Source organism: Microvirga sp. GN3, assembly GCF_055792825.1.
This window is the reverse complement of the sequence record NZ_JBVVAK010000010.1, coordinates 90,049-116,087: the sequence shown is the minus strand read 5'-3', so window position 1 is coordinate 116,087 and position 26,039 is coordinate 90,049. Positions and strand designations below refer to the sequence as shown.

General features: G+C 63.2%; 25 protein-coding genes and 1 tRNA gene. 6 read left to right on the top strand and 20 right to left on the bottom strand.

The genetic code is table 11. The features are described 5' to 3' along the window. Positions 1 to 384: 384 nt before the first annotated feature. The 7 genes from ACS5Q1_RS07730 to ACS5Q1_RS07700 form a co-directional block, all read right to left on the bottom strand. Positions 385 to 461, bottom strand: a tRNA-Asp gene (locus ACS5Q1_RS07730). 157 nt (positions 462 to 618) lie between these two features. Further along, the gene (locus ACS5Q1_RS07725) at positions 619 to 1,122 is read right to left on the bottom strand and encodes a MerR family transcriptional regulator (RefSeq protein WP_473097609.1); all 504 of its coding nucleotides are present in this window, start codon (positions 1,120 to 1,122) and stop codon (positions 619 to 621) included. Positions 1,123 to 1,144: 22 nt separating this feature from the next. Next, entirely contained in the window at positions 1,145 to 1,456 is a 312-nt protein-coding gene (locus ACS5Q1_RS07720; RefSeq protein ID WP_152709275.1) for an integration host factor subunit alpha, read from the bottom strand. A 125-nt stretch (positions 1,457 to 1,581) separates the two neighbouring features. Beyond that, positions 1,582 to 2,559, bottom strand: coding sequence for a beta-ketoacyl-ACP synthase III (locus ACS5Q1_RS07715; protein WP_203439587.1), 978 nt, complete (start codon positions 2,557 to 2,559; stop codon positions 1,582 to 1,584). 12 nt (positions 2,560 to 2,571) lie between these two features. Continuing rightward, positions 2,572 to 3,606 (bottom strand): phosphate acyltransferase PlsX, encoded by a 1,035-nt coding sequence (gene plsX, locus ACS5Q1_RS07710; RefSeq protein ID WP_473097608.1) that lies wholly within the window; start codon positions 3,604 to 3,606, stop codon positions 2,572 to 2,574. A gap of 143 nt (positions 3,607 to 3,749) precedes the next feature. Then, positions 3,750 to 4,265 (bottom strand): YceD family protein, encoded by a 516-nt coding sequence (locus ACS5Q1_RS07705; RefSeq protein WP_473097607.1) that lies wholly within the window; start codon positions 4,263 to 4,265, stop codon positions 3,750 to 3,752. Between the two features lie 12 nt (positions 4,266 to 4,277). Next, positions 4,278 to 4,808 carry a ubiquinol-cytochrome C chaperone family protein gene (locus tag ACS5Q1_RS07700; RefSeq protein ID WP_473097606.1) on the bottom strand — a complete coding sequence of 177 codons (531 nt, stop codon included), beginning with the start codon at positions 4,806 to 4,808 and terminating at the stop codon, positions 4,278 to 4,280. Between the two features lie 102 nt (positions 4,809 to 4,910). Between ACS5Q1_RS07700 and ACS5Q1_RS07695 the strand changes: the two genes are divergently transcribed. Further along, positions 4,911 to 5,363, top strand: coding sequence for an outer membrane protein assembly factor BamE (locus ACS5Q1_RS07695; RefSeq protein WP_473097605.1), 453 nt, complete (start codon positions 4,911 to 4,913; stop codon positions 5,361 to 5,363). A 126-nt stretch (positions 5,364 to 5,489) separates the two neighbouring features. Here the strand turns inward: ACS5Q1_RS07695 and ACS5Q1_RS07690 are convergent, their stop codons facing one another. From ACS5Q1_RS07690 to ACS5Q1_RS07635, 12 genes are all read right to left on the bottom strand, one after another. After that, complete coding sequence (locus ACS5Q1_RS07690) at positions 5,490 to 7,616, bottom strand: sodium-translocating pyrophosphatase (RefSeq protein ID WP_473097612.1); 2,127 nt, start codon at positions 7,614 to 7,616, stop codon at positions 5,490 to 5,492. A 156-nt stretch (positions 7,617 to 7,772) separates the two neighbouring features. After that, complete coding sequence (locus ACS5Q1_RS07685; RefSeq protein ID WP_473097604.1) at positions 7,773 to 9,002, bottom strand: MFS transporter; 1,230 nt, start codon at positions 9,000 to 9,002, stop codon at positions 7,773 to 7,775. Further along, complete coding sequence (thiL, locus tag ACS5Q1_RS07680; RefSeq protein WP_473097603.1) at positions 8,977 to 9,966, bottom strand: thiamine-phosphate kinase; 990 nt, start codon at positions 9,964 to 9,966, stop codon at positions 8,977 to 8,979. Before thiL ends, ACS5Q1_RS07685 begins: the two co-directional genes overlap by 26 nt. 27 nt (positions 9,967 to 9,993) lie before the next feature. Continuing rightward, complete coding sequence (gene nusB, locus ACS5Q1_RS07675) at positions 9,994 to 10,476, bottom strand: transcription antitermination factor NusB (protein WP_473097602.1); 483 nt, start codon at positions 10,474 to 10,476, stop codon at positions 9,994 to 9,996. A 2-nt stretch (positions 10,477 to 10,478) separates the two neighbouring features. Then, positions 10,479 to 10,970, bottom strand: coding sequence for a 6,7-dimethyl-8-ribityllumazine synthase (gene ribH, locus ACS5Q1_RS07670; protein ID WP_473097611.1), 492 nt, complete (start codon positions 10,968 to 10,970; stop codon positions 10,479 to 10,481). A gap of 178 nt (positions 10,971 to 11,148) precedes the next feature. Then, the gene (locus tag ACS5Q1_RS07665; protein ID WP_473097601.1) at positions 11,149 to 11,784 is read right to left on the bottom strand and encodes a riboflavin synthase; all 636 of its coding nucleotides are present in this window, start codon (positions 11,782 to 11,784) and stop codon (positions 11,149 to 11,151) included. Next, positions 11,784 to 12,872: a bifunctional diaminohydroxyphosphoribosylaminopyrimidine deaminase/5-amino-6-(5-phosphoribosylamino)uracil reductase RibD gene (ribD, locus tag ACS5Q1_RS07660; RefSeq protein ID WP_473097600.1), complete on the bottom strand. Its 1,089-nt coding sequence runs from the start codon at positions 12,870 to 12,872 to the stop codon at positions 11,784 to 11,786. The genes ACS5Q1_RS07665 and ribD overlap by 1 nt, the downstream gene beginning before the upstream one ends. A gap of 56 nt (positions 12,873 to 12,928) precedes the next feature. After that, positions 12,929 to 13,438, bottom strand: a complete 510-nt coding sequence (gene nrdR, locus ACS5Q1_RS07655) for a transcriptional regulator NrdR (RefSeq protein ID WP_203439598.1) — start codon at positions 13,436 to 13,438, stop codon at positions 12,929 to 12,931. A gap of 15 nt (positions 13,439 to 13,453) precedes the next feature. Next, positions 13,454 to 14,758 carry a serine hydroxymethyltransferase gene (gene glyA / locus ACS5Q1_RS07650; protein WP_473097598.1) on the bottom strand — a complete coding sequence of 435 codons (1,305 nt, stop codon included), beginning with the start codon at positions 14,756 to 14,758 and terminating at the stop codon, positions 13,454 to 13,456. 178 nt (positions 14,759 to 14,936) lie between these two features. Continuing rightward, positions 14,937 to 16,205 carry a L,D-transpeptidase family protein gene (locus ACS5Q1_RS07645; RefSeq protein ID WP_203439600.1) on the bottom strand — a complete coding sequence of 423 codons (1,269 nt, stop codon included), beginning with the start codon at positions 16,203 to 16,205 and terminating at the stop codon, positions 14,937 to 14,939. Between the two features lie 263 nt (positions 16,206 to 16,468). Beyond that, a complete protein-coding gene (locus tag ACS5Q1_RS07640) occupies positions 16,469 to 16,927 on the bottom strand; it encodes a DUF6163 family protein (protein WP_473097597.1) in 459 nt (152 codons plus the stop codon). Next, positions 16,927 to 17,979 carry an enoyl-CoA hydratase/isomerase family protein gene (locus ACS5Q1_RS07635; RefSeq protein WP_473097596.1) on the bottom strand — a complete coding sequence of 351 codons (1,053 nt, stop codon included), beginning with the start codon at positions 17,977 to 17,979 and terminating at the stop codon, positions 16,927 to 16,929. The genes ACS5Q1_RS07640 and ACS5Q1_RS07635 overlap by 1 nt, the downstream gene beginning before the upstream one ends. Before the next feature lie 316 nt (positions 17,980 to 18,295). Here ACS5Q1_RS07635 and hemB point away from each other — a divergent pair, with 316 nt between their 5' ends. The 5 genes from hemB (at position 18,296) to ACS5Q1_RS07610 (ending at position 23,531) form a co-directional block, all read left to right on the top strand. Next, complete coding sequence (hemB, locus tag ACS5Q1_RS07630; protein ID WP_473097610.1) at positions 18,296 to 19,339, top strand: porphobilinogen synthase; 1,044 nt, start codon at positions 18,296 to 18,298, stop codon at positions 19,337 to 19,339. Positions 19,340 to 19,370: 31 nt separating this feature from the next. Next, a complete protein-coding gene (locus tag ACS5Q1_RS07625) occupies positions 19,371 to 20,726 on the top strand; it encodes a branched-chain amino acid ABC transporter permease (RefSeq protein ID WP_473097595.1) in 1,356 nt (451 codons plus the stop codon). A gap of 29 nt (positions 20,727 to 20,755) precedes the next feature. Then, complete coding sequence (locus ACS5Q1_RS07620) at positions 20,756 to 21,997, top strand: threonine ammonia-lyase (RefSeq protein WP_473097594.1); 1,242 nt, start codon at positions 20,756 to 20,758, stop codon at positions 21,995 to 21,997. Between the two features lie 10 nt (positions 21,998 to 22,007). Then, positions 22,008 to 22,490 carry an RDD family protein gene (locus ACS5Q1_RS07615; RefSeq protein ID WP_203439605.1) on the top strand — a complete coding sequence of 161 codons (483 nt, stop codon included), beginning with the start codon at positions 22,008 to 22,010 and terminating at the stop codon, positions 22,488 to 22,490. Positions 22,491 to 22,784: 294 nt separating this feature from the next. Continuing rightward, positions 22,785 to 23,531: an arginyltransferase gene (locus ACS5Q1_RS07610; protein WP_473097593.1), complete on the top strand. Its 747-nt coding sequence runs from the start codon at positions 22,785 to 22,787 to the stop codon at positions 23,529 to 23,531. A 196-nt stretch (positions 23,532 to 23,727) separates the two neighbouring features. Here the strand turns inward: ACS5Q1_RS07610 and parC are convergent, their stop codons facing one another. Next, positions 23,728 to 25,974, bottom strand: coding sequence for a DNA topoisomerase IV subunit A (gene parC / locus ACS5Q1_RS07605; RefSeq protein ID WP_473097592.1), 2,247 nt, complete (start codon positions 25,972 to 25,974; stop codon positions 23,728 to 23,730). Positions 25,975 to 26,039 lie beyond the last annotated feature (65 nt).

Below are 26,039 nucleotides of genomic sequence, written 5' to 3'. Positions count from 1 at the left end.
GGCCGCTGCAGCCGCAGCACCAGTTCGATCAGCTCTTCCTTCGTCAGGCGCTGCAAATCAGTGCGATCCATGGCCCCATGGATTCAGGAATTGCGCCTGATGACAAGGGCGTGGGTAATTACCCTTAAGGAAAACACCTGCGTAAATTCCTTTACACCGCAAAGACTTATGGTCTGACTGCAAACCCAAGGAATCAGGCCTCGGCCGAGTTGTCAGCACCCCTTCAAGCCGCCTCTTCTATATGACTGGCCTGCAGGCTCGAGCACGAAGATCGTCCAAAGGTGGGAGAGCGCCTTAGAGGGCTGCAACGCATCGACCACGACGTTTCTCGGCCGCGATCTGAACGTCCAAGCAGTATCGAAGCTGAATATCCGGGAGGGAAAGTGGCGCGGGCGACGGGGCTCGAACCCGCGACCTCCGGCGTGACAGGCCGGCACTCTAACCGACTGAGCTACGCCCGCGCATTGGACCGCCGAAGCGGTGTGGGTGCGGTTTAAGGGCCACCCTAACCCCTGTCAAGGGTCGAATGCACTCATTTTCGAAAGCATATAAGAAACCCGTATTTTCTGAGCGAGAAAGCGGACATGTCCCACGCCTCGGCCTTGAATTTCTTAGGTTTCACTCCCCTGCCGGAACATCCCCCAGACTCTTCAGCGAGGTGAGGACCCGGTCGCATTCATAGAGCTCTTCGAGGGCCATCTGCAGCCCACGGAGGGCCTCCGGAGCCAGCCCCTGCTGACGAGGGAGACAGGCGGCGCTTTCTTCATCGTCAAGCTGCATTTCAGTGGAGACCTCAGCCCCCTCGGCGCGCGTCGACCCGGGCTCGGGAAGAAGGGTCGTAACACTCTGCTCTCCGCGCCCCACGCCCTGAACGAAGCGGACCCCTTCCTCTTTCAGGATCCGCTGAACGCCCTTGATCGTATAGCCTTCCCCATAAAGGAGATGGCGGATGCCCTTGAGCAGATCGACATCGTCCGGACGGTAATAGCGCCGTCCGCCCCCGCGCTTGAGCGGTTTGATATGGTTGAAGCGGGTTTCCCAGAAGCGCAGCACATGCTGAGGAATATCGAGGTCTTCGGCAACCTCGCTGATCGTGCGGAATGCGTCGGGGCTCTTGTCCATGACGCCGCTCGCCATAACCGGATCAATCCTCGCCTTCGAAGGTCTCACCGTTGATATGCGCCTTCAAGACGTTCGAAGGCTTGAAAACCATCACCCGGCGAGGGTCGATCGGAACCTCGACACCCGTCTTGGGATTGCGACCGACGCGCTCGCCCTTGCTGCGCACGATGAAGGAGCCGAAGGACGACAGCTTCACGGTCTCGCCAGCGGCCAGGCTGTCGCAGATTTCACCCAGAACCCGCTCCACCAGTTCAGCCGATTCGGTCCGCGAGAGACCGACCTTCTGGTACACAGCCTCGCTCAGATCCGCTCTCGTTATCGTCTTGCCAGCCATTGAGCTCCCCAGCGCGAATGAGTTCTTTGGTCTTGTCGTCCGTGACGACGCTATGCAGATGGCTCCCTACGGTCAACCGCCAAGGTAGAATTAGCGGATACCACCAGAGTCGAATCCGTTCCGCCTCACCACCGGATCAGGGCGCTCCCCCAGGTAAAACCGCCGCCGATGGCCTCGATCATGACGAGATCGCCGTCCTTGATGCGTCCATCCTTGCGGGCGACATCCAGGGCCAGAGGGATCGAGGCGGCCGAGGTATTGCCATGCCTGTTGACGGTGATGACCACCTTCTCCTGCGCGATGCCGAGCTTGTCGGCGCTCGCCGTGATGATGCGCTTGTTGGCCTGATGCGGCACGAACCACTTCAGGTCGTCGGCGCTCGTGCCGGTCGCTGTGAAAGCGTCCTGCACCACGTCAGCCACCATGCCGACGGCAAACTTGAAGACCTCGCGGCCCTCCATCTTCAGGACGCCGGTCGTTTTCGTCGAGCCTGGACCGCCATCGACATAAAGCTTGTCCCGGTAACGCCCATCGGACCGAAGATGGGATGTCAGGACGCCCCGGTCGGCCGAAGTGCCTTCGCCCTCCTGGGCTTCGAGCACGATGGCCCCTGCTCCGTCGCCGAACAGCACGCAGGTTGTGCGGTCATTCCAATCGAGGATGCGGGAGAATGTCTCGGCACCGACGACAAGGGCGCGCTTGTGCGAACCCGACTGCAGAAACTTGTCCGCCGTTGCCACGGCATAGACGAAGCCCGTGCAGACGGCCTGGAGATCGAAAGCCGCTCCATGGGTCATGCCGATGCCGGTCTGGATCATCGTTGCCGTTGACGGGAAGGTATAGTCCGGCGTCGAGGTGGCGCAGATGACGAGATCGATGTCGGCCGCCGTGAGCCCGGCATCGGCCAGGGCGGCTTCCGCCGCCTTGATGCCGAGAACGGATGTGGTTTCGTCATCGTCAGCAATGTGGCGCTCTTCGATGCCGGTCCTCTGCACGATCCACTCGTGCGAGGTCTCGACCAGCTTCTCAAGGTCCTGATTTGTCAGCTTGCGTCTCGGCAGATAGGAGCCGATGCCGCGTACGACGGAACGGGTGCGTTTCAAGATGCGCCTTCCTCAGGCCGTTTGGCCAACCGGATCATGGTCCAACATGCCCCGGATCGTGTTCATCAATTCAAAATGCGCCATGTCGTAAGCGACGTCGATGGCGCTCGCGAAGCCGAGATCGTCCGTGCCACCATGGCTTTTGACGACCACTCCTTCGAGCCCCAGGAAGACGCCGCCATTGACCTTGCGCGGATCCATCTTGTCCCGGAGAGCGTTAAAGGCCTGTTTCGCGAACAGGTACCCGATCTTCGCCATCAGGGTGCGGCTCATGGCCGAGCGCAGATATTGGGCGATCTGCTTGGCCGTTCCCTCGGCAGTCTTCAGGGCAATATTGCCCGTGAATCCCTCGGTCACGACCACGTCGACTGTGCCTTTGCCAATATCGTCGCCCTCGACGAAGCCGCGATAATCCAGGTGCGGGAAGGTCGATTCCTTCAGAATCCGGCTGGCTTCCTTGACCGCCTCGATCCCCTTGATCTCTTCCGTGCCGACATTGAGGAGACCCACGGTCGGGCGATCCAGGTCGAACACGATGCGCGCCATGGCAGCGCCCATGATTGCCATATCCACCAGATGGCCTGCATCGGCGCCGATGGTCGCACCGACATCGAGCACGATGCTCTCGCCCCTTAAGGTCGGCCACATGCAGGCAATCGCCGGGCGTTCGATATGCGCCATGGTCTTAAGGCAGACCTTGGCGGTCGCCATCAGGGCCCCGGTGTTACCGGCAGAGACGGCAGCACCCGCCTCCCCATCCCGGACGGCCTGGACGGCCCGCCACATGGAAGACTTGCCCCGCCCCATCCGGATGGCCTGGCTGGGCTTTTCGTCCATGGCGATGGCGATGTCCGTATGGCGCAGCTCGGTCGCTTCCTTCAGCTTGGGATGAGCGTTCAGGAGAGGTGCAACAATCGTTTCATTGCCGAACATCAGGAAACGGAGATCGGGATGGCGCTCCAAGGCCAAGGCTGCGCCTGGGATCACGACGGACGGACCGTGATCGCCCCCCATCGCATCAAGCGAAATACGCACCGGCTTCGGCATAAACGATTGTTCTTTCTTTTTTAAGTCATTCAACAGGGGGCGGAAAATAGCGGTTTGCTTTCGCTCCGCAACTGAATTCTGTAGTCCTGCGATCAGCCCCGACGTGCTGGAGATATGGGTTGAGGATGGCTGCTGCCAGCCCCTTACTTGCCTTCCTTTAGCTTGTTCAAGGCGGCGAACGGCGTATCCTTCTCGTCGGAAGGATCGGTATAGCTGAAGTCGACGCCGGGCTTGCGCGGATAGGGATCGAGGCCGAGGGCAAGGAATTCCGCCGTGAGCGCGCCGAGGTCAATCTGGCCATTCACGATCTCATCCGGCGGCTCGTATTCGTTGATATCGGTCGGAGGTTCCGCCGGCATCCCTGAAGGCTCCGCGAAATCGACCTCAACCTCTTCCTCAATCATGGAATCGAATGGGTCGAGAGTCATCACGCAGACCTGGGTGATCGAGGCCTTGACCACACCCATCACATGGATGCCCTTGGCGGAAGCTTTCAGCTGGTAATCTCCGGAGACAGCCTGGATCCCCGGCAGGCCGAAATCCCGGGCCAGCGCGGCACATTCCTCGGCCGTCGCCTCCACATGGACCTCCTGCCCGCGTGGCGGGATCTTCATGACGTCGATAAGCCGCGACAAAGGCCCCACGGTTTCGGGTGTCATCGGGTTGCCTCCTTAAGCAAAGGTCTCGGGCACGGGAAAAACGGGCCCTGTCTCCAGAAGCGTATCCAGATCCACTGCCTTGAATCCCTGATCGGCTGCGAGGGCATAACGCGCCAGAGGCGTGGCCGGTGCCTCGCTGCCATAGACGTTGCGGCCGAGGGCCAGCGCCAAACCTTCCTCGTCGGCGTCATTGAGAGGGGCATCATAGGCATGGGCTCGCCCGTAGAAGGATTCGGCGACTTTCTTCATCCGCTTCGGCACGACGGTGTCACCCACGCCCATTTCCCTCAAGGAAGCATCCATGTCGCGGAAGAAGGCGTCGGTCAGGTCCTTGGCGACCTCAGCGGCCGGATGCGGGAGCTCGCGCAGGGCACGCAGGGCCAATATCATATGCAGCGAGAGGGCCTCGAACCGCCCCTCCAGGGTGTCCGGGATGCCAAGTGCCGCATAGAGCCCAGGGTTGCGCGATGCCGTCGCAATTCTCTTGTAGAGAGTCGCGATGGTGGTTCGCCGGGGGTCCTTGCGGAAGAGACTGAAGATCACGGCTCTGCCCTTCCAAGCTTGTCAAAATCGTAGCCTCGGGTTACGCCATCACCATCCGTAGGCGCAAGCTTATCCGCGCCGCATTTCTGGAAGAACCGTACGATGCGTCGATATCATACTCTTTTGGTGCGCCTGGCTACTGCAACCGTTCTCGCCTCGTCCGCAGCCGCCTGCACGATGGGCGACGAGTTCCAACGCGGCTATGTCGTGGATGAGCGCGCCGTCGCTTCGGTGAAGAAGGGTATGAGCGCCGATCAGGTCCTCCAGACCCTCGGGACCCCTTCGACCGTGTCCACCGTCGGCAACCGCAACTGGTACTATATCAGTCAGAAATCCCGTCGCACGCTGCAGTTCATGGGCGAGCAGGTGGTCGATCAGCAAGTCACGGCCGTCTATTTCGACCAAGGCCTGCGGGTCGAGCGCGTTGCCCTTTACGGCCTGCAGGACGGCAAGGTCTTCGACTTCATCAGCCGCACCACCCCGGCTGGCGGCGAGGAATCCAGCTTCCTCGGTCAGATCTTCAAGGGCATGACCAGCTTCAACCCGTTCGGCTGATCCGACCATCATCACGACAATTCAGGATGGCCGGGACGAAGCCCGGCCATTTTCTTTGCACCTGCCAGCCAAAGGAAAAGCCCGCAGCTCTCGCCGCGGGCTTGATGTTGTTTGACTGCGCTGCTCTTACGAATGTGCGAGGATCGCGAGGAGCAGCAAGGCGATGATGTTGGTGATCTTGATCGCCGGGTTCACGGCAGGGCCTGCCGTGTCCTTGTAGGGGTCGCCGACGGTGTCGCCCGTGACGGAAGCCTTGTGGGCGTCAGAGCCCTTATGGTGGGTTGTGCCGGAGGCATCCGTGAAGCCGTCCTCGAAGGACTTCTTGGCATTGTCCCAGGCACCGCCGCCCGAGGTCATCGAGATGGCGACGAACAGGCCCGTGACGATCACGCCGAGAAGCATGGCGCCCACGGCGGAGAAGGCCTCGGATTTGCCCGCCACCCAATAGACGATGAAGTAGGTCACGATCGGCGCCAGCACCGGCAGGAGCGAGGGCACGATCATTTCCTTGATCGCAGCACGGGTGAGCATGTCGACGGCGCGACCGTAATCGGGACGGTCGGTACCGGCCATGATGCCCGGCCTCTCGCGGAACTGACGACGCACTTCCTCCACCACCGAGCCTGCTGCCCGGCCCACCGCCGTCATGGCGATGCCACCGAACAGGAACGGGATGAGGCCGCCGAACAGGAGACCGACCACCACGTAAGGGTTCGTCAGGGAGAAGTTCGGCGCCACGCCCTGGAAGTACGGGTATTGCGCCGCGTTCTGGGTGAAGTAGTTCAGGTCCGACGTATAGGCCGCGAACAGCACCAGGGCGCCAAGACCGGCGGAACCAATGGCATAGCCCTTGGTCACCGCCTTCGTGGTGTTGCCGACCGCGTCGAGAGCGTCGGTCGACTTGCGGACCTCCTTCGGCAGGCCTGCCATTTCGGCAATGCCGCCGGCATTGTCGGTCACCGGCCCAAAGGCATCGAGGGCCACGATCATGCCGGCGAGTGCCAGCATGGCCGTCACGGCAATCGCGATGCCGAACAGACCGGCGAGCTTGAAGGCCACGATGATGCCCGCGATGATGACGATGGTCGGCAGCGCGGTCGCTTCCAGCGAGACCGCGAGGCCCTGGATCACGTTCGTGCCATGGCCCGTCACGGATGCTTGTGCAATGGAGCGCACGGGGCGGAAGCCGACGCCGGTATAGAACTCGGTAATGACCACGATGAGCGCCGTCACGGCGAGACCGATGATCGCGCACCAGAACAGAGCCTGACCCGTGAAGTCGGCACCAGGAACTGCCCCAAAACCTATCATCTGCCACGTGACCACGGCAATTGCCGCCGCCGACAGGATGCCGGTCACGATGAGGCCCTTGTAGAGCGCGCCCATGATAGACTCGTTCTGCCCGAGCTTCACGAAGAAGCTGCCGATGATCGAGGTGACGATGCAGGCGGCGCCAATAGCGAGCGGATACATCAGCATGGTGTCGAGGGTCGCCTGGCCGGCGAAGAAGATCGCCGCGAGAACCATCGTGGCGACCACGGTCACCGCATAGGTCTCGAACAGGTCGGCCGCCATGCCGGCGCAGTCGCCGACATTATCGCCCACGTTGTCGGCGATCGTGGCCGGGTTGCGCGGGTCGTCCTCGGGAATGCCGGCCTCGACCTTGCCCACGAGATCGCCGCCCACATCGGCACCCTTGGTGAAGATGCCACCGCCGAGACGGGCGAAGATCGAGATCAGCGAAGCGCCGAAGCCCAGAGCCACGAGGCTGTCGATGACCACGCGGTCCGACGGGCTCAGCCCGGCGACCCGAGTGAGATAGCCGTAATAGAGAGCGACCCCGAGGAGTGCGAGGCCGGCCACCAGCATGCCGGTGACGGCGCCCGCCTTGAAGGCGACGTCGAGGCCGCCGCCGAGCGATTGGGTTGCGGCCTGAGCGGTGCGGACATTGGCGCGGACCGACACGTTCATGCCGATGAAGCCGGCGGCGCCCGAGAGAACGGCACCGATGGCGAAACCGATCGCTACCCGAATGCCGAGGAAGTAGGCGATAATGACGAACAGAACGACGCCCACGACGGCGATCGTCGCGTATTGCCTGCGGAGATAGGCTTTCGCGCCTTCGGCAATCGCACCGGCGATTTCCTGCATACGCTGAGAACCTGCGTCGCGCTTCATCACGTCGCTAATGGCCCAGAAGCCATACGCGATCGAAAGAAGCCCGCCCAGGATAATAAGGGTCAGTGCCATCATGCCATCCTTGTTATGGGAAAGCAGAAAGCCGCTCATCAAGGCCTGATTTCTGGCCTTGATCGGCCCCTACCCCCAGCGAAGTTCATATTTGGTGGCAAAAAACTAGGCCGTTCGCAACAATCCTACCGGCACAACTCACAGGAAGGCCTTAATACTTTAAGCGGGTGCGATCCCCTTCGTCCTCTGCCGCCAAGCTAGCAGAATTAGTGCGACGATGACGGGTGGAAAGACCAGCCAGTTCACGCTTTCCCAGCCGCCGGCACTCAGCAGCTTCCCCGACGAGAACGAGGCGATGGCGACCGAGCCGAAGATGAGAAAGTCGTTGGCGGCCTGGACTTTGGCACGCTCCTCCGGCCGGTAGCACTCGATCACCAGGGCGGTAGCCCCGATAAAGCCGAAGTTCCAGCCGAGCCCGAGAAGGACGAGTGTTATCCAGAAATGCGCGATGCTGATGCCGGATAGGCCGATGATGGCCGAAAGAGCGATCAGCACGAGGCCGGTGGCTGTCACCCGTTTCTTGCCGAATCGGGCGATCAGGCGACCGGTGAAGAAGCTCGGCCCGAACATGGCCAGGATATGCCACTGGATGCCGAGCGCCGCCGCGCCGACCGGATGACCGCAGCCGATCATCGCCAGGGGCGCCGCTGTCATCATGAAGGTCATGAGGCTATAGGAAACGAGGCCGGAGACCGCAGCCACGATGAAATGGGGCTGGCGCACGATCTCAATCAGGGGCCGGCCACCCGCCTTCGTGGCGGCAACGCTGACGGGGGCTGGCCGCAGGAACGAAACGACGATCATTGAGAACAGAGCCAGGGTTGCCTGCCCCAGGAAGGCACCGGCGAAGGGAGCGGCCTCGACCGCGTCCCGGGTCCAGATCACAGTCTGAGGCCCGATCACGCCTGCCACCAGGCCGCCTGTCATGACCCAGGAGATTGCCCTGGGCTTGAATGCCTCGGAGGCCGCATCGGTGGCGGCGAAGCGGTAGCTCTGGTTGAACGAGCCGTAGCTGCCGATGATGAAGGTGCCGAGGCAGAACAGGACGAAACTGAACGAGGCGATACCGAAGGCGGCAAGGCAACCGCCCGCAAGGCCGATTCCGGCCCCGATGATGTAGCCGATGCGCCGCCCCGCCTTACGCATTAGCATCGCGGCCGGAATGGTGCCGAGAGCCAGACCGAGATTGAGCAGGCTGACCGGGAGTGTCGCCAATTCCTTGTTCGACGCAAGGGCTTGGCCGACGAGCCCGCCGAGCGACACCACGATGGCCGGACTCGAGCCGCCGAGAGCCATGGCGGCCGCGAGAACCACGGCATTGTGCTTGGCTACGGCGTCGCTGGAAAATGCCTGGAAGGAAGTGTCAGAAATGCTGGTAGGAGCCGACATCGTAGCGTCTTTCGAGACCGTTCATCCGAAAGACCGGCAGATCTTGTCCTGAGACGACTCGGCCGATGACGGACAGGGTGATCCCGACGCTATCGGCCTCTTTCCGGAAACTGTCGAGTTTCTTTTCCGGAACGGCACAGAGAATCTCGTAATCGTCCCCGCCGGTCAACGCGAGATCGAGCAGGTCGGGCGAAGCCTGAACAGCCCTCACCGCGGCGGCCGACAGCGGGACCCGATCCGCTTCGATGAGAGCGCTGGCGCCACTCGCCCGCATCATCTTGGCGAGATCGCCGGCGAGGCCGTCCGAGACGTCCATGGCGGCACTGGCGTGGTTGCACAGTGCGGTTGCGAGACGATGGCGCGGCCGGGGATGGAGGTAGCGATCGGCGAGATGCGCCTTGTCGTCAGGCGACAGGCCATCGGCCCAGCCCGGGGCAGATCGGAGCTTCAGCCCGAGCGCAGCATCGCCGATGGTGCCAGTGACGCAAATCAGATCTCCGACCTGAGCCGTCGTGCGCCGGACCATCCGGCCCGTCGGCACTTCTCCGACAGCGGTCAAGGAGAGGGTCAGCGGTCCCCTCGCCTTCACGGTATCGCCACCGAGGAGCGGGCAGGAGAAATCCCGGGACGCCTCTCCCAACCCAGTAGCAAAATCGGCAAGCCAGTTCTCCGTCCAGTCACCGGGCAGGGCAAGGCTGAGCAGGAAGCCGGCAGGGTCGGCGCCCTTGGCGGCGAGATCCGAGACATTCACCCCTAGCGCTTTCCGGGCAATGGAGCCGGGAGCATCCTCGGGCAGAAAGTGGACGTGCTCGACCAGCGCATCGACGGTGAGGACGAGATCGTGGCCGGGCTTGGGCGTGAGGCGGGCAGCGTCGTCCTTGAGGCCAAGGCCGCCTTCACCGGCGATAGGGGCGAAGAAGCGGGCGATCAGACTGTCCTCGCCGGGGCGTTCCTTCGAACTCATCGGCTGACAATCCCCGCCCGCATCGTCTTACCGCTTGCCCTGCCCGGCGGCCTTCTTTTCCAGCTCACCGGGGCGGACGTCGCGGGTGACCTTGTCGAGCACCGCATTTACGAGGCCCGGCTCGTCCTCACCGTAGAAGCCGTGTGTGACGTCCACATATTCGGTGATGACGACGCGCGCGGGCACGTCCTTGCGGAACATCAGCTCATAGCCGCCCGCGCGCAGGATGGCCCGCAGCACCGCCTCGACGCGCTTCAGCGGCCAGTCGGCGGCAAGGGCGTTGTCGATCTTCACGTCGATCTCGCGCTGGTTCTTGACCACGCCCGAAAGAATGTCGCGGAAGAAAGCGTTGTCCGACGGCTGGAACTCGATGCCCTCGACCTCACGGCCGATCCAGAAGGTCTCGAACTCGGCGAGCGCGTCGAGTACGGTCTTGCCCGACACGTCCATCTGATAAAGGGCCTGGACGGCAGCGAGGCGAGCGGCCGAGCGCTCTGCTGGCTTCGTCATGATCAGCCCTCCACGAGTTGGCGCTTGATGCGCAGGACAGCCAGAGCTGCGTCCACCGCTCCGCCGCCCTTATTCAATTCATTCACCTTCGCGCGGGTCCAAGCCTGCTCCTCATTCTCCACGGTGAGGATGCCGTTGGCGAGAGGAATACGGCGCTCGACCGACAGGTCCATCAGGGCGCGAGCGCTCTCGCCGGCGACGATGTCGTAATGCCCGGTCTCGCCGCGGATGACGCAGCCGAGAGCCACGACGGCGTCGTAGGGCTTGCCGGCCTTCTCGGCGGCATCGAGCGCGATGGCGATGGTGGCGGGGATTTCGAGCGCGCCGTCGAGCGTCAGCACATCCATACTGGCCTGCGCCGCCTCGACCGCGCCTTTCGCGCCGCGCAGAAGCTCGTCGGCGAGGTCGTCATAGAAGCGGGCTTCGACGATCAGGATGCGGGCGCCGGGGATCGGCGGACGGGGGTTTTTCGGCTTATCGGAAGGCGCGACCATAAGAAATCCGTTCAGAATTCTAACAATGTCTCCGTCCTCATCCTGAGGAGCAGCCATAGGCTGCGTCTCGAAGGAGGATCCAGAGAGCACTGGAGAGCCCTACCCCTTCGAGACGCCGCTTCAGCGGCTCCTCAGGATGAGGGCTGTGTATGGGATACGGGAAACGTTAGGCGTTCCCCTACTCCGCCCGGCGCGCATCCGCAAGCCGCGCGGCATAGCGCGCCATGAGATCGACTTCGAGATTGAGCTTGTCGCCCACCTGACGCTCGCCCCAGGTGGTGACGGCTAGCGTATGCGGGATGATGAGCACGGAGAACATGTCGTCGTTGACCGAATTCACCGTCAGCGACGTGCCGTCGAGGCAGACGGAGCCCTTCTCCGCGATGAACGGGGCGAGCGCCGGCGGCGCCTTGATGGTGAAGCGGGCGGTCGGTCCCCATGGATCGTCGCCGGCCGTGATCGCTTCCTTGGCCACGATGGTGGCGATGCCGTCCACGTGTCCCGTGACGATATGGCCGCCGAGTTCGTCGCCGATCTTCAGCGACCGCTCCAGATTGACCTTCGTTCCGGCCTCCCAGCCGCCCACGGTGGTGCGATCCAGGGTTTCGGCGGCGGCATCCACATCGAACCAGCAACCGCCCTCGCGCGGGCCGACAGCAACCACAGTGAGGCATGGCCCGCCACAGGCGATGGAGGCGCCGAGCGCAATGGTGGCGGGGTCGAAGGACGAATGGATGCGCAGGCGCTTCAGGGTTCCTTGAGCCCCCTCGGCGGTTGCAATCTCACCGATATCGGTGACGATACCCGTAAACATCAGGGTCTCTCCCAGAACATTAAAAGATCAGAGCCGATCTGCTCCTCGGCCCAGCCATCGAGAAGGTCCATGCGGTCCTGGAGCGACGGCCCGAGGGCCGGCACATCGCCCTGCCCTCGGGCTGAGCGGCCGGTGATCAGGACCAGCTCATCGATAAGATCGGCCCCGGCGAGCGCATCCGCCAGTTCGGGGCCGCCCTCGCAGAAAATCTGTGTCAGGCCGCGTGTGCCGAGAAACTGCAACGCCTCCTCCAGCAAGACGCGGCCATCCGCACCCGCCGAGACCCGCAGGACTTCGACGCCCTGAGCGGTGAGCACTTTTTCCGCCTCGACCGGCGCCTCGACCGTCGTCACGATCCAGGTCGGGATGTCGTGTGCCCCAGAGACCACGCGAGCGGTTGGAGGCGTCCGCAGATTGGAATCGACAATGATGCGGATAGGCGAGCGGGCCTCAAGACCCGGCAGGCGCACATTGAGCAGCGGATCGTCTGCAAGAACCGTGCCGACCCCGACCATGATCGCATCGGCATGGGCGCGCATCAGATGGACTTTTGCATTGGCAATTTCACCGGTGAGCATCAGGCGCGGACCGTGGCGCGATCCGGCAAAGCCCTCGGTGCTGCGGGCAAGTTTCACCGTCACCGCGGGCCGCCGCTTGGTGACGCGGGTGATATGACCACGATGGAGCCTTTGACCTTCGCGGGCAAGGCATCCGGACGACATAGCAATGCCCGCCTGCGCGAAACGATCCCGCCCCTGCCCACCGGCAAAGGGGCTCGGATCGGATACGCTGACCACCAGCCGCTCGATCCCCGCGGCAACGATGAGATCGGTGCAGGATGCGCCGTGATTGCTGCTGCTGCGGGCCGCGCAGGGCTCCAAGGTTACGTAAAGCGTCGCGCCCCTGGCCCGCTCGCCGGCAGCCCCCAGCGCCACCCGCTCCGCATGCGGCCTACCTCCGGGCTGCGTCGCGCCTTGAGCGACGATGACCGACGCGTCGCCGCTCTCATCCACGACGACCGCGCCGACCGACGGATTCGGCCAGGTCAGGCCGAGGTGGCGCTCGCCCAGGGCAATCGCCAAGCGCATGAAGCGCTCATCCTGACTGGCCCGTTCGGATTGCTGCCCTGTCGCCCCCGGAGAATTCATTGCTCGCTCGGGGCGCGCTTTTTCTTCGGCGGAGGCGGCAGATCGTCCTCGGACTCGCCCTCAGCCAGCTTGCCAAGAATCTCCTCGAAGTCCTTGGCCTCACGGAAATTCTTGTAGACGGAAGCAAAGCGGACATAGGCCACGTCATCGAGGCCCTTCAGCCCTTCCATGACGAGTTCACCCACCGTCTCGCTCGGCACCTCGCCATCGCTCATGCTCTCGAGCTGGCGCACGATGCCATTGATCATCCGCTCGACCCGCTCCGGGTCCACCGGACGCTTCCGGAGCGCGACCTCCACCGATTGCTGGAGCTTGTCCCGGTCGAACGGCACCCGCCGGCCGGAGCGCTTCAGGACCGTCAGCTCACGCAGCTGCACGCGCTCGAAGGTCGTGAACCGTCCGCCGCAATCAGGGCAGATGCGGCGGCGACGGATGGACGAGGAATCGTCCGTGGGGCGGGAATCCTTCACCTGGGTGTCCAGGCTCCCGCAATAGGGGCAACGCATGGATCAGCCCAAACCTCAGGCGTAGATCGGGAACCGGCGGGTCAGCTCGTGGACTCGGCTCTTGACCGATTCCTCAATTGCCGCATTGGCCTCGTCGCCGTGCTTGGCGAGGCCGTCGAGAGTCTCGACGATCAGCTCGCCCACCTTGCGGAACTCGGCGACGCCGAAGCCGCGCGAGGTCGCGGCGGGGGTGCCGAGACGGATGCCGGAGGTGACCATCGGCTTTTCGGGGTCGAAAGGCACGCCGTTCTTGTTGCAGGTGATATGCGCACGGCCCAGAGCAGCCTCGGCAGCCTTGCCGGTGAGCTTCTTGGGGCGCAGGTCGACCAGCATCAGATGGTTGTCCGTGCCGCCGGCCACGATGGCATAACCGCCGTCCAGCATGGTGTCGGCTAGCACCTTGGCGTTATCGACTACCGAACGGGCATAGAGCTTGAACTCGGGACGCAGCGCCTCACCGAACGCGACGGCTTTCGCCGCGATCACGTGCATGAGCGGACCACCCTGGAGGCCGGGGAAGATCGCAGAATTGACCTTCTTGGCAATGTCCTCCTCATTGGTGAGGATCATGCCGCCGCGCGGGCCGCGCAGGGTCTTGTGGGTTGTGGTGGTGACCACATGGGCATGGGGGAACGGCGATGGGTGCGCGCCGCCGGCCACGAGGCCCGCGAAATGCGCGATGTCCACCATGAAGAAGGCACCGACCTCGTCAGCGATCTCACGGAAGCGGGCGAAATCCCAGAAACGGGAATAGGCCGAGCCGCCAGCGACGATCACCTTCGGCTTGTGCTCGCGGGCGAGGCGCGCGACCTCGTCCATGTCGATGATCTGGTCGCTCTCGCGCACCTTGTAGCTGACCACGTTGAACCACTTGCCGGACATGTTGACCGGGGAGCCGTGGGTCAGGTGGCCGCCGCAGGCGAGGTCGAGGCCCATGAAGGTGTCGCCGGGCTTCATCAGGGCCATGAACACGGCCTGGTTGGCCTGGGAGCCGGAATTGGCCTGGACGTTGGCGAACTTGCAGTCGAACAGGCGCTTGGCGCGCTCGATGGCGAGCTCCTCGGCCATGTCGACGAACTGGCAGCCACCGTAATAGCGGCGGCCCGGATAGCCTTCCGCGTATTTGTTGGTCATCACCGAGCCCTGGGCCTCCAGGACCGCGCGGGAAACGATGTTCTCGGAGGCGATCAGCTCGATCTCGTCGCGCTGACGCCCGAGCTCGAGCCCGATGGCGCGGGCGATCTCAGGATCGCTGTCGGCAAGGCTCGCCGAGAAAAAGCTGTTGGAGAGATGGCTGCGTGCCGCTTCACTCGCGCTCATGGGTTAACCCTCGCCTTCCTGTGAGCCCGGCTCGAACCGGCCGCTCGGACTGAATTTGCCCAGGCCTTTATCATGGCTGGCTCAAGGGAGCCAACCCACGCTTGAGACATGTCTACTAAGCTTTAGGAATGCAACAGCCCGCCAAAGGGCGGGCTGTTGGGAGCGTTGTCTCAAATCCTCAGTTCTGCAGGAACATCTCGGCGTCCGGCTCAGTCGGGGTGCGGCTAGCGACCGGGATCGCGTTTCCGAGGCCGTCCTTGTTGTAGATGTCGTCGCGGAACTGCACGAGGCCGTCCGGGGTCGCCCAGGCGGTGACATAGACCCAGTGGATCGGAACCGCCTGCGCCAGACGGGCGTCAATGCGCTCACCGGACTTGAAGGTCGCGTCGATCTGCTCGCGGGTCCAGCCGGGAGTGTCCTTCAGGAGCCACTCGATGTAGTCGCGCACGTTCTGGATGCGGATGCAACCCGAGGAGACGAAGCGGAAATCGTCACCGAAGATACCCTTGGAGGGCGTATCGTGCATGTAGACGCCGTGCTGGTTCGGGATGTTGATGCGCACGAAGCCCATGGAGTTCAGGTCGCCGCCCGGATCCTGGCGGAAGCGATAGCGGGTCGCCTCGTCCGAGAACCAGTTGATCTGGCTGGAGGGAACCTCCTGCCCAGCCGCATTGAAGATGCGGATCCTGTTCTCAGTGAGGTAGTTCGGCTCCTTCTGCATCTTCGGAATGAGGTCCTTTTTGACCACCGAGGCAGGAGCCGTCCAGAACGGGTTGAAGTTGATCTCGACGACCTTGGAATTGAGCAGCGGCGACTGACGGTCGATCTTGCCGACGCCGGCGGCGTGGCGGGTGTGGACGACGCCGCCCTCCACCGTCTCGACGAGAGCGGCGGGGATGTTGGCGACGATGTATTTGTTCGTCAGTCCGGAGGCGAGGCTGCGCAGGCGAGCCACGTTGATCTCGAGCTGGCGGATACGCATCTCGACCGGCACGTTCATGGCAACGACGGTCGGGCCAGTCATGGTGCCGGTGGAGCTGATGCCGTGGCGGGCCTGGAAGCGGCGTACGCCGGCCTCGACGTAGGAATCGAAGATCGGCGATTCGCCGGCCGTCTGGTCGAGATCGCCGGTAACGATCAGGCGCTGGCGCAACGCGATGACGGCCGGGCTCTTCGAGCCGATGCGCAGGCCCTGGACGCCCTGGACAGGCTGCCAGCCGCCGCGGGCGGCGATGTTGCGGTAATACTCGATCATCTGCTCGGTGGCAGCGAGCGACTCGGCCGAGACCATCGGGGTCGAGGTCCGCTGCACGCGGGTGCGGGAGACTGCCTCGTAGTTCTGCGACCACTCGGCCTGGCTCTGCGCGAATTGCTGGGCCAGGGCTCCGGTAGCCGGCGTGAAGATCAGGGCGAGCGATCCGGTCAGGAGGGTACGGCGAGAGAACATGAGCGCAGGCTCTTCCCGGTTAGATGTTGTCGACTGTGGAAGCGGCGGACGAATATCCGCATCTGCCCCCTCTCCCAGCGATAAGTGCCGGGATAGGATTAAAGAACGGTATCGAAAACGAGGAACATCGGGGCCGTTTTATGGCAAACGGGCCTGTCCGGAGTTTCTCGAGCCTCGGAACCGCCTTCGGCGCCTATGTAACTTTGAACTGTGCTCTTGAGGATACACTTCTGCGTGAGGAGCTTGGCCGTTCCGCAGCCGCCTCAGTGGTTCTCCTGAGCCGCCAGCCATGACATGCCGAGATAGACGGCCATCAGCGTCAGGAAGAATGCCACTGTCATGACGCCGCCGGAGACGATCCCTGGGAAAAATGCCGCGAGAATCAGGTGGCTCATGATGGCGAGCAGCCACATGATGCCGCCCCAAGTGCTCGCCATCCAAAGGCCGACCGCCGCGATCAGGTCGATCAGGGCGAAGTAGATGATGGTGGCCTGATAGCCCGTCGAGCGTGCCTCGAACTGGCCGATGGGGGTCCAGATGCCCAGGATTACGGCCCAGGCGCTCAGGCCCTTCATGATCCAGAGGATCGCCAGGACCCGCATGAACCAGGTGAGCACGAAGCTCCAGCGCATGATGGTGGGCGCGACGGGACGCTCCTCGATGCGATCGGACAGATACTCCCGCGCCGCAGTGGATGAGCTTTGGCTGCCGTTGCGTGTCATCAGGCGATCTCCAGGTCCCGGTCGCCGAGGCTGGCGAAGTGACGGTCGATGACGGCCCTGCCCACCTTATCCAGGGAAGCGGGCTGCCAGCGTGGCTGGTTGTCCTTGTCGATTAGGACTGCCCGCACACCCTCAAAGAAGTCATGGCCATCGCCGATCCGGGACACGATACGGAACTCGGTCTTCATCGCCTCCTCGAAATCCATGGACGCTCCCCGGCGCACCTGCTCGAAAGCGAGATTCATACTGGTCGGCGATTTCGCCCGCATGCCTGCGGCGGTCTTGGCGGCGAACTCTGACCCGTTTGCCGCAGCCTGGTCGAGGCGGGCCAGGATCTCGACGACGCTATCGGCGGAGAAGCAGGAATCGATGATCTCCCTCTCAGTCTCCAGCGGAGCCTGACTGGGATCGGTTGCGACCCGGGACAGGGCCACCTCCACGGGATCTCCGGCGATCAGCGCGTCACGCAATCCCTCGATGTTTCCGCTCGGAACCGCATGGGTCGCAAGCCCCAGCATCATCGCATCGGCACGTTTGACCCGCTCACCTGTGAGGGCAAGATACATGCCAGTCTGCCCCGGCAGACGCGGGAGCGCATAGGTCGCGCCGACATCAGGGAAAAACCCTATGCCGACCTCGGGCATGGCGAAGAGGTAGCGGTCGCCTGCGATCCGGTAGGCGCCATGCAGGGACACACCGACACCGCCGCCCATGACGATCCCGTCGATGAGGGAGACATACGGCTTTGGATAGCGCTTGATGGCAATGTTGAGCTGATATTCCTCGCGCCAGAAGGCGAGCGCCTCCTCGCGCCTTCCGGCCTTGAGGTCCTCGGTGAGCTGCCGGATGTCGCCACCGGCGCAGAAGGCCTTCTCGCCCGCGCCCTGGACGACGATCCGCGTGACGGAGGGGTCCTGCGCCCAGGCATCGAGCGCCCGGCGGATCTCGCGCACCATGTTCAGGGTCAGAGCGTTGAGCGCCTTCGGACGGTTGAGCGTGATGAGGCCCGCCTCGCCCTGCTTCGCGCAGAGAACTTCAACGCTCTCGTCCATGGAACACTCCTTCGTTTCGGTTCGGCTTAAAACAAGGCGCAGGCTAGCCGTCAATGGACACAGTGTCATTCCCGGAAGGACGCGGAGCTGAGAGGAAGGGACCGCACCCACGCGCTCGGCGCTATGATCCTCTTCCCTCGCCTTCGGCTCCCCCGAGGGTGACACCCCACGTCGGCCGTCAATGTATGGCTGGTTTGAGGGCAATTTCACATGGATTGGGCCGAACTGCGACCTCGAACCCTTTTTTAGAGCATTTTAAATGTGCTAACCCTCTTGGCCTCCGCCGGCGCATCGAAGCCGGCATTGGATGAGGATGATGTCAAAACTGTCGCCGTTCCCCCGCCGCACCTCGGATGAAGCTCCCTCTTCCTCCCTGAACCTGTCCCACCGCCTGCGACGCAACCGCAAGGCCGAGTGGTCGCGGCGGCTGGTACGCGAGAATGTACTGACGGCCAATGACCTGATCTGGCCAATCTTCATCGTCGAGGGCACAAGCGGACGCCAGCCTGTGACGTCAATGCCCGGCGTCGAGCGCCTCACCATCGGCGAGGCGGTGCGCGAGGCCGAGCGGGCGGCCTCCCTCAACATTCCCGCCATCGCGCTCTTTCCCTACACCGATCCTTCCTTACGCGATCCGACCGGGTCCGAGTCGCTCAATAGCCGCAATCTCGTTTGCCGCGCCGTGCGCGAGATCAAGAAGGCGGTTCCAAACATCGGTATCATCTGCGACGTCGCGCTCGATCCTTATACGAGTCACGGCCATGATGGCGTGATGGACGGCGATCGCATCCTCAACGACGAGACGGTCTCTCTCCTGGTACGTCAGGCTGTCCTCCAGGCGGAGGCAGGAGCCGACATCATTGCCCCATCCGACATGATGGACGGGCGCGTCGCCGCCATCCGCGGGGGCCTCGACGATGCAGGCTTCCAGGACGTGCAGATCATGGCTTATGCGGCGAAGTACGCCTCCGCGTTCTACGGGCCGTTCCGGGACGCCATCGGCACCAGCGCGACGCTCGTCGGCGACAAGCGCACCTACCAGATGGATCCGGCGAATTCCGACGAGGCCATGCGGGAGATCGCCCTCGATCTAGAGGAAGGCGCGGACATGATCATGGTCAAGCCCGGCCTGCCGTATCTCGATATTGTGCGCCGTGCGAAGGACACCTTCGCCGTTCCGACCTTCGCCTACCAAGTCTCCGGCGAGTATGCCATGATCCAGGCCGCAGCCAACAATGGCTGGATCGACGGAGAACGGGCGATGATGGAAAGCCTCCTGGCCTTCAAGCGTGCTGGCGCGGACGGCATCCTTACCTATTTCGCCCCCCACGTTGCGGAAAAGCTGAAAAATCAGGGCTGAAAGCCGACGCCAATAGCGAAGACCCCGTTTCGTGACAGGCTCACGGCTCATCAGGATCTGGTGCTTCACCGCTGTCCTATCGAGCCTGAGTCTTTTGGCGGCTTGCGGGATCTCCATCGATGCGGAGCAGGCGCGGGTGTGCCGCTCCGCCCTGCCCGCTCTCAATCCCGGCGCGGCGATTACCGTTGAACGGGTGCAGACCGGCCCCGTGCCGAGAAGCCTGCGGGTCGATTACCTGACCCATTATACGGACCGCCCGATCCTGGAACGCTTCGCGATCTGCCATTTCGTCGCGGAGGGACTTTCTCCCAACAAGACTGAACTGGTGGGCCTCGCGACCGAGGAAGGGCCGCTCTCCGGCGCCAGTCTCTATCTCCTGAAACGCTACTATCTCGAAACGCCGGAGGGAGCTGCCGGCGATCCGGGAAGCCAGCCGGCCGCCGACGTGATCGAGATCCCGATGGATGTCGCATATTGGTTGCAACAGATCCTGGTGAGCCTGCCGCGGACGGCGATCTATGCCCTGCTGTCGGTCGCCTTCGCCCTCGTGTTCGGGCTGAGCGGACGGATCAATCTGGCCTTCGGAGAACTGGCGGCGATCGGCTCGGCGGCAACGGTTGCCGGGGCCTCGATCATGCTGGGCTTCGGCGCGAGTTCGCCCGTTCTTGGCCTTGCGGCGGGTCTTGTGGCCTCTCTCTTTGCAGGCGCGATCCACAGCGCGGTTGGCGGTTACTTCACCATCGGCCGCATCGTCAGCACCAGCCCGCAGCCGAGCCTGATCGCGACGGTGGGCCTCTCCCTGTTCCTGATGGAATACCTGCGCCTCGTGCAGAGCCCCGTGACAGTCTGGCTGCCGCCCATCTGGTCCGAGGCCTGGCCTCTCTTCCGCGCCCAGAATTTTCTCGTCAGCCTGACACCGATCACGGTAATCACAGCCGGCATCGGTCTGATCGCGGCCGTAATCCTCCTTTGGCTCGTCCAGGCAACGAGCTTCGGACGAGCCTGGCGTGCTTATGCGGACGATGCCCTTGCAGCAGCCCTCATGGGCGTCAACGGCCCTCGCCTTCTGATCCAAACCTTGGCGCTTGCAGGAGCCATGGCGGGTCTCTCGGGGATGCTGATTGTTGCGCAGTATGGGGGCTTGGGCTTCGCCGGCGGCTTCCAATACGGTCTTAAGGCGCTGATTGCCGCCATCATCGGCGGTATTGGCTCGATCCCCGGCGCGATGTTAGGAGGTTTCGCGGTGGGATTGTTCGAGACCCTGTGGTCGGCATATCTCCCCATCGAAGTGCGCGACATGGCGCTTTATGCGGCCCTCGTCGTATTCCTGATCTTCCGGCCCGGCGGATTGCTGGGCTTCAAGGATCCGACACCAAGACCCGTTTAAGGGCGTATAGTAAGATTTCGGAGGACAATGTGGCCAATTACGCCATCACCATCGAGGATGTGAAGCGCGCAGCAGAGACGGTCGAGGGCAAGGTCCTGCGGACGCCCCTGGTGCCGGCCCCTCGCCTGTCGCAGTTGACCGGCGCGACGGTGTTCGTGAAGCACGAGAACATGCAGCCGACCGGCTCCTTCAAGGAGCGCGGCGCCGCCACGAAGCTGGAGAGTCTCTCCGAGGCTGAGCGCAAGCACGGTGTCATCGCCATGTCGGCCGGCAACCATGCCCAGGCGGTCGCCTATCACGCACGCCGCCTCGGCATTCCCGCCACCATCGTGATGCCGGAAGGCACGCCCCTGGTGAAGGCGGAGAACACCCGCTCCTATGGCGCCCGGGTCATCCTGGAGGGCGAGACACTCTACGAATCCGCCGCCCGCGCCCGCGCAATTGCCGATGCGGATGGGCTCATCTTCGTCCATCCCTATGACGACCCGAAGGTCATGGCAGGCCAGGGCACCATCGCTCTGGAAATGCTGGCCGACGCGCCCGATCTCGACCAGATCGTGGTTCCCATCGGCGGCGGCGGGCTGATCTCCGGCATCACGATCGCCGCGAAGGCGCTGAAACCTTCCATCGAGATCATCGGCGTGGAGGCCGCCCTCTACCCGTCCTTCCGCAATGCCATTCTCGGCGAGAACCGTCCCATCGGCGGCGCGACGCTGGCGGAGGGCATCGCGGTGAAAACCGTGGGTCAGTTGCCCCTGCCCATCGTGCGCGATCTCGTGTCCGAGATCATCCCGGTCGAGGAGGCGTTGATCGAGCGCGCGGTCAATGCCTATGCCACCCTGCAGAGGACGATGGCGGAGGGCGCGGGCGCTGCGGGCCTCGCCGCCATGCTGGCAGAGCCTGAGCGGTTCCAGGGCAAGCGTGTCGGTCTCGTGCTCTGCGGTGGCAATATCGATGCGCGGATCCTGGCCTCCGTCATGGTACGTGAGCTGGAGCGGGACGACCGGATCACTTCCTTCCGCATCACCTCCCATGACAGGCCCGGCTTCCTGGGGCGTGTGGCGAGCCTTCTCGGCAATCTGGGCGCCAATATTCTCGAGGTCTCACACGGGCGCCTCTTCCTGGACGTGCCGGCCAAGGGCGTTTCCATCGACATCACTATCGAAACGCGGGACAGACAACATACATTGGAGGTGTTCGAGGCCCTTGCGGCGGAGGGGCTCGCACCGCAGCGGATCGAATCCCGCAGCCTGCCCGAGACCGCCTTTTGAGGAGAGACCGATGGTCAATCGACCGTACCCGCCGACGCTGAACTACCCGTCCTACGAGTTGGACACCCGTTTGACGGAAGGCGTCATCTCCCGGCGCTTCTGGGCCTACCTGATCGATCTGGTCGTGATCGGACTCTGGGTCGTGCTGATTTCCATCGCCATCTTCTTTCTTGGAATCATCACGCTCGGTCTCGCCTGGGGGCTGTTCTTCGCCCTGCCGCTCACGGCCCTGATCTTCATCTTCTACAACGCCTTCACCATCGGCGGAGCGTCCCAGGCGACGGTCGGAATGCGCACCATGGGCCTGCGCGTAATCAACCCGCAGACTGGCAGAGGCGTCTCGCCGCTCGCTGCAGCCGTGCATGCGCTGTTCTTCTATGTCGCGATCTCGACCTTCCTGCTCTGGGCCTGCGACGTGCTCGTCGGCTTCGTCCGGGACGACCGGCGCTTCATCCGCGACCTGCTGACTGGCATGATGGTCGTGCGGGCGTAAGCCATCGGACTCCACCGTCGCCGCCGGCCTTGTGCCGGTGATCCCGATGCGAGAAGTGCTACGGTGTCGTTCCCGGCCGGAGCGAAGCGGAGGGGAAGGGAATCCATCGCGCTGAGTATGTGAGTGGATCTCCTTCCCGCGCCTGCGGCGCGCCGGGGATGACAGCGGGGGCTCGAGTCTTTTCGGAAACAAAGCCCTGTGACATTCCCCCTTCTTTTCCTGGACGTTGCGGACACCAATGTTATCCTTGAGCGTTGATGAAGCGCTCAAGGTTTCTCCACAGGGCAATCCCGCTTGACGAGCCAGCCACGCGACGCACCGCAATTCTACCTCACCTCTCCCTCCGCATGCCCCTATCTGCCGGGTAAGGAGGAACGCAAAGTCTTCACGCATATCGTGGGGCGCCGCGGCCGTGAGCTGAACGAGATCCTCACACAGGGAGGATTCCGCCGGTCGCAGACCATCGCCTACCGACCAGCCTGCGACGCATGCCGTGCCTGCGTCTCGGTTCGCGTGCTCGTGGACGAGTTCGAGCCGTCAGGCAACTTGAAGCGGGTTTTGAAGGACAATACCGATCTCATCGGCAACGCCCTGCCCAACCGCCCGACATCGGAGCAATACTCGCTTTTTCGACGCTACGTCGATGCGCGCCATGCCGACGGTGGCATGGCCGACATGACTGTGCTCGACTATTCCATGATGGTCGAAGACAGCCACGTGGACACGAAGGTGATCGAGTATCGCCGGCGCGGAATCGATAGCGGCATCACCGGCAAGGGATCGGGCGACCTGATCGCCGTTGGCCTCACCGACGAGATGAGCGACGGACTCTCCATGGTCTACTCATTCTATGAGCCGGAGATGCACGACCGCAGTCTCGGCACCTTCATGATCCTCGACCATATCCGCCGCGCGAAGGCGATGGGTTTACCCTATCTCTATCTCGGCTACTGGGTCGATGGCTCGAAGAAGATGGGCTACAAGGCCCGCTTCAAGCCGCAGGAGCGGCTTCTAGCGCATGGCTGGGTGCGGGTGGACTAAAAAAGCAGACATACACGCGACGGCGACCGAACTCTCAACACGTCATCACCGGCCATGCGCCGGTGATGACGTGTTGAGGAAAAGCGTCGCGCTTTTCAAATCGGGATGGCCGGGACAAGCCCGGCCATGACGTGGGAAAGTTCGTCAACCGATCCCGGATCGGCTTGCGCCGTCCGGGATGACGTTTGACTTAGTTTCACTCCCCGAACCTGTTCGACTTGGGGAAGCCCTTCGGCGGCAGGCGGCCGGCTTCGGTGCGATCGCCCATCCAGTCGCGCAAATCTTCCTTGGCGACCGTCCAGGTACGACCCGAGGTGTCCTTCCAGGTCAGTCCTTCCTTCAGCTTGAAGACCTTGGCGTCGGAGACGCCGCCATCCTTGTAGCGCTGGAGGCGCACGCCCTTGCCGCGTGTCATTTCCGGCACCTGCTTCGCAGGGAAGATCAGCAGCTTGCGGTTCTCGCCGATGATCGCGACATGGTCGCCCTCGGCCTCGGTGCACACCACCATCTTGGCGGGCGCGTCGAGGTTGAGGATCTGCTTGCCTTTCCGGGTATTGGCCGTGATGTCGTCAGTCGGCACCACGAAGCCGCGACCATCGGTGGCGACCACGAGCAGCTTCGAGCCCATCTTGTACGGGAAGGCCGCGATGAAATCGGCACCCTCCTCCAGATCGACCATGAGGCGGATCGGATCGCCGAAGCCACGCCCGCCGGGGAGCTTGGAGGCATCGAGGGTGAAGAAGCGTCCGTTATCCGCCACCACGACGATCTTCGACGTGGTTTCGGCGAAGAAGGCGGTTTTCAGCGCATCGTCGCCCTTGAACTGCACGCCGGACAGATCGGCCTGGTGGCCCTTCATGGCGCGGATCCAGCCCTTCTCGGACACGATGACCGTGATCGGCTCGCGCTCGATCATAGCCTCCGCGAAGTCGATGTCGGAGGTGTCCGGTGCCTCGGCGAAGGAGGTGCGGCGCTTGCCCAGGGCGGTCTCGGGACCGAAGGTCTTGCGGACCTCCTTGATCTCGCCCGCGATGGTCTTCCACTGTACCTTCTCGGAGCCCAAAAGCTCTTCGATCTTGGCCTTCTCGTCCTGCAGATTCTTTTGCTCGCGCTTGAGCTCCATCTCCTCGAGCTTGCGCAACGAGCGCAGGCGCGTGTCGAGGATGGCGTTGGCCTGGACCTCGGTGAGCTGGAAGACGCGCATCAGCTCCTGCTTCGGCTCCTCCTCCTCGCGGATGATTTTGATCACCCGGTCGAGGTCGAGATAGACGATGAGCAAACCGCCCAAGATCTCCAAGCGCCTGTCGATAGCAGCCAACCGGAAGCCGGAGCGGCGGATCAGCACCTCGCGGCGATGATCGAGCCATTCGCGCAGGCATTCCGCGAGGCTCAACACCTTCGGCACCTTGCCGCCGGCGAGCACGTTCACGTTCATCGGAATGCGGCTCTCGAGCTCGGTGAGCTTGAAGAGCGATTCCATCAGAATGATCGGATCGACCGTCTTTGCGCGCGGCTCAAGCACCACGCGGATATCCTCTGCCGATTCATCGCGCACGTCGGCAAGGAGCGGCAGCTTCTTCTCCTGCAGCAGTTCCGCAATCTTCTCGATCAGGCGGGACTTCGGCACCGAATACGGGATCTCGGTGACAACGATCTGCCAGTTGCCGCGACCGAGATCCTCCTTTGCCCAGCGCGCACGCACGCGGAACGAACCGCGGCCGGTGCGGTAGGTCTCGGCCATGGCGGCCGGCGTATCGACGATAATGCCGCCGGTCGGCAGATCCGGACCCGGCACGAACTGCATCAGCTGCTCGGAGGTCGCATTCGGCTTCGAGATCAGATGAAGCGCCGCGTCGCAGAGTTCGGCCGCGTTGTGCGGCGGGATCGAGGTCGCCATGCCGACCGCGATGCCCTGCGAACCATTGGCGAGCAGGTTCGGGAAGGCCGCTGGGAGTACCACCGGCTCCTCGTTGGTCTGGTCGTAGGTTTCACGGAAATCGACCGCGTCCTCGTCGATGCCCTCCAGCAGCAGCCGCGCCACTTCCGTCAGCTTCGCCTCGGTGTAGCGCATGGCCGCGGCGTTATCGCCGTCGATATTGCCGAAATTGCCCTGCCCGTCCGCCAGCGGGTAGCGCTGGGCGAAATCCTGCGCCATGCGCACCAGGGCATCGTAGATCGACTGGTCGCCGTGCGGATGGAACTGACCCATCACGTCGCCGACGATGCGGGCACATTTCTTCGGCGCCGACTTCGGATCGAGCCGCAGGAGGCGCATGGCGTGCAGGATGCGGCGGTGGACGGGTTTCAGCCCGTCGCGCGCGTCCGGCAGCGCCCGGTGCATGATGGTGGAGAGCGCATAAGCGAGGTAGCGCTCCTCCAGGGCGTCCTTGAGATTGATGTTCTCGATCTCGCCGCCTGACGGTGGATTGACCGGCTTACCCATTACTCGAAATCCTCAATAGCGAATCGCTTCTTATCATCTGAAACAAGAACATAACAGAAACAAAC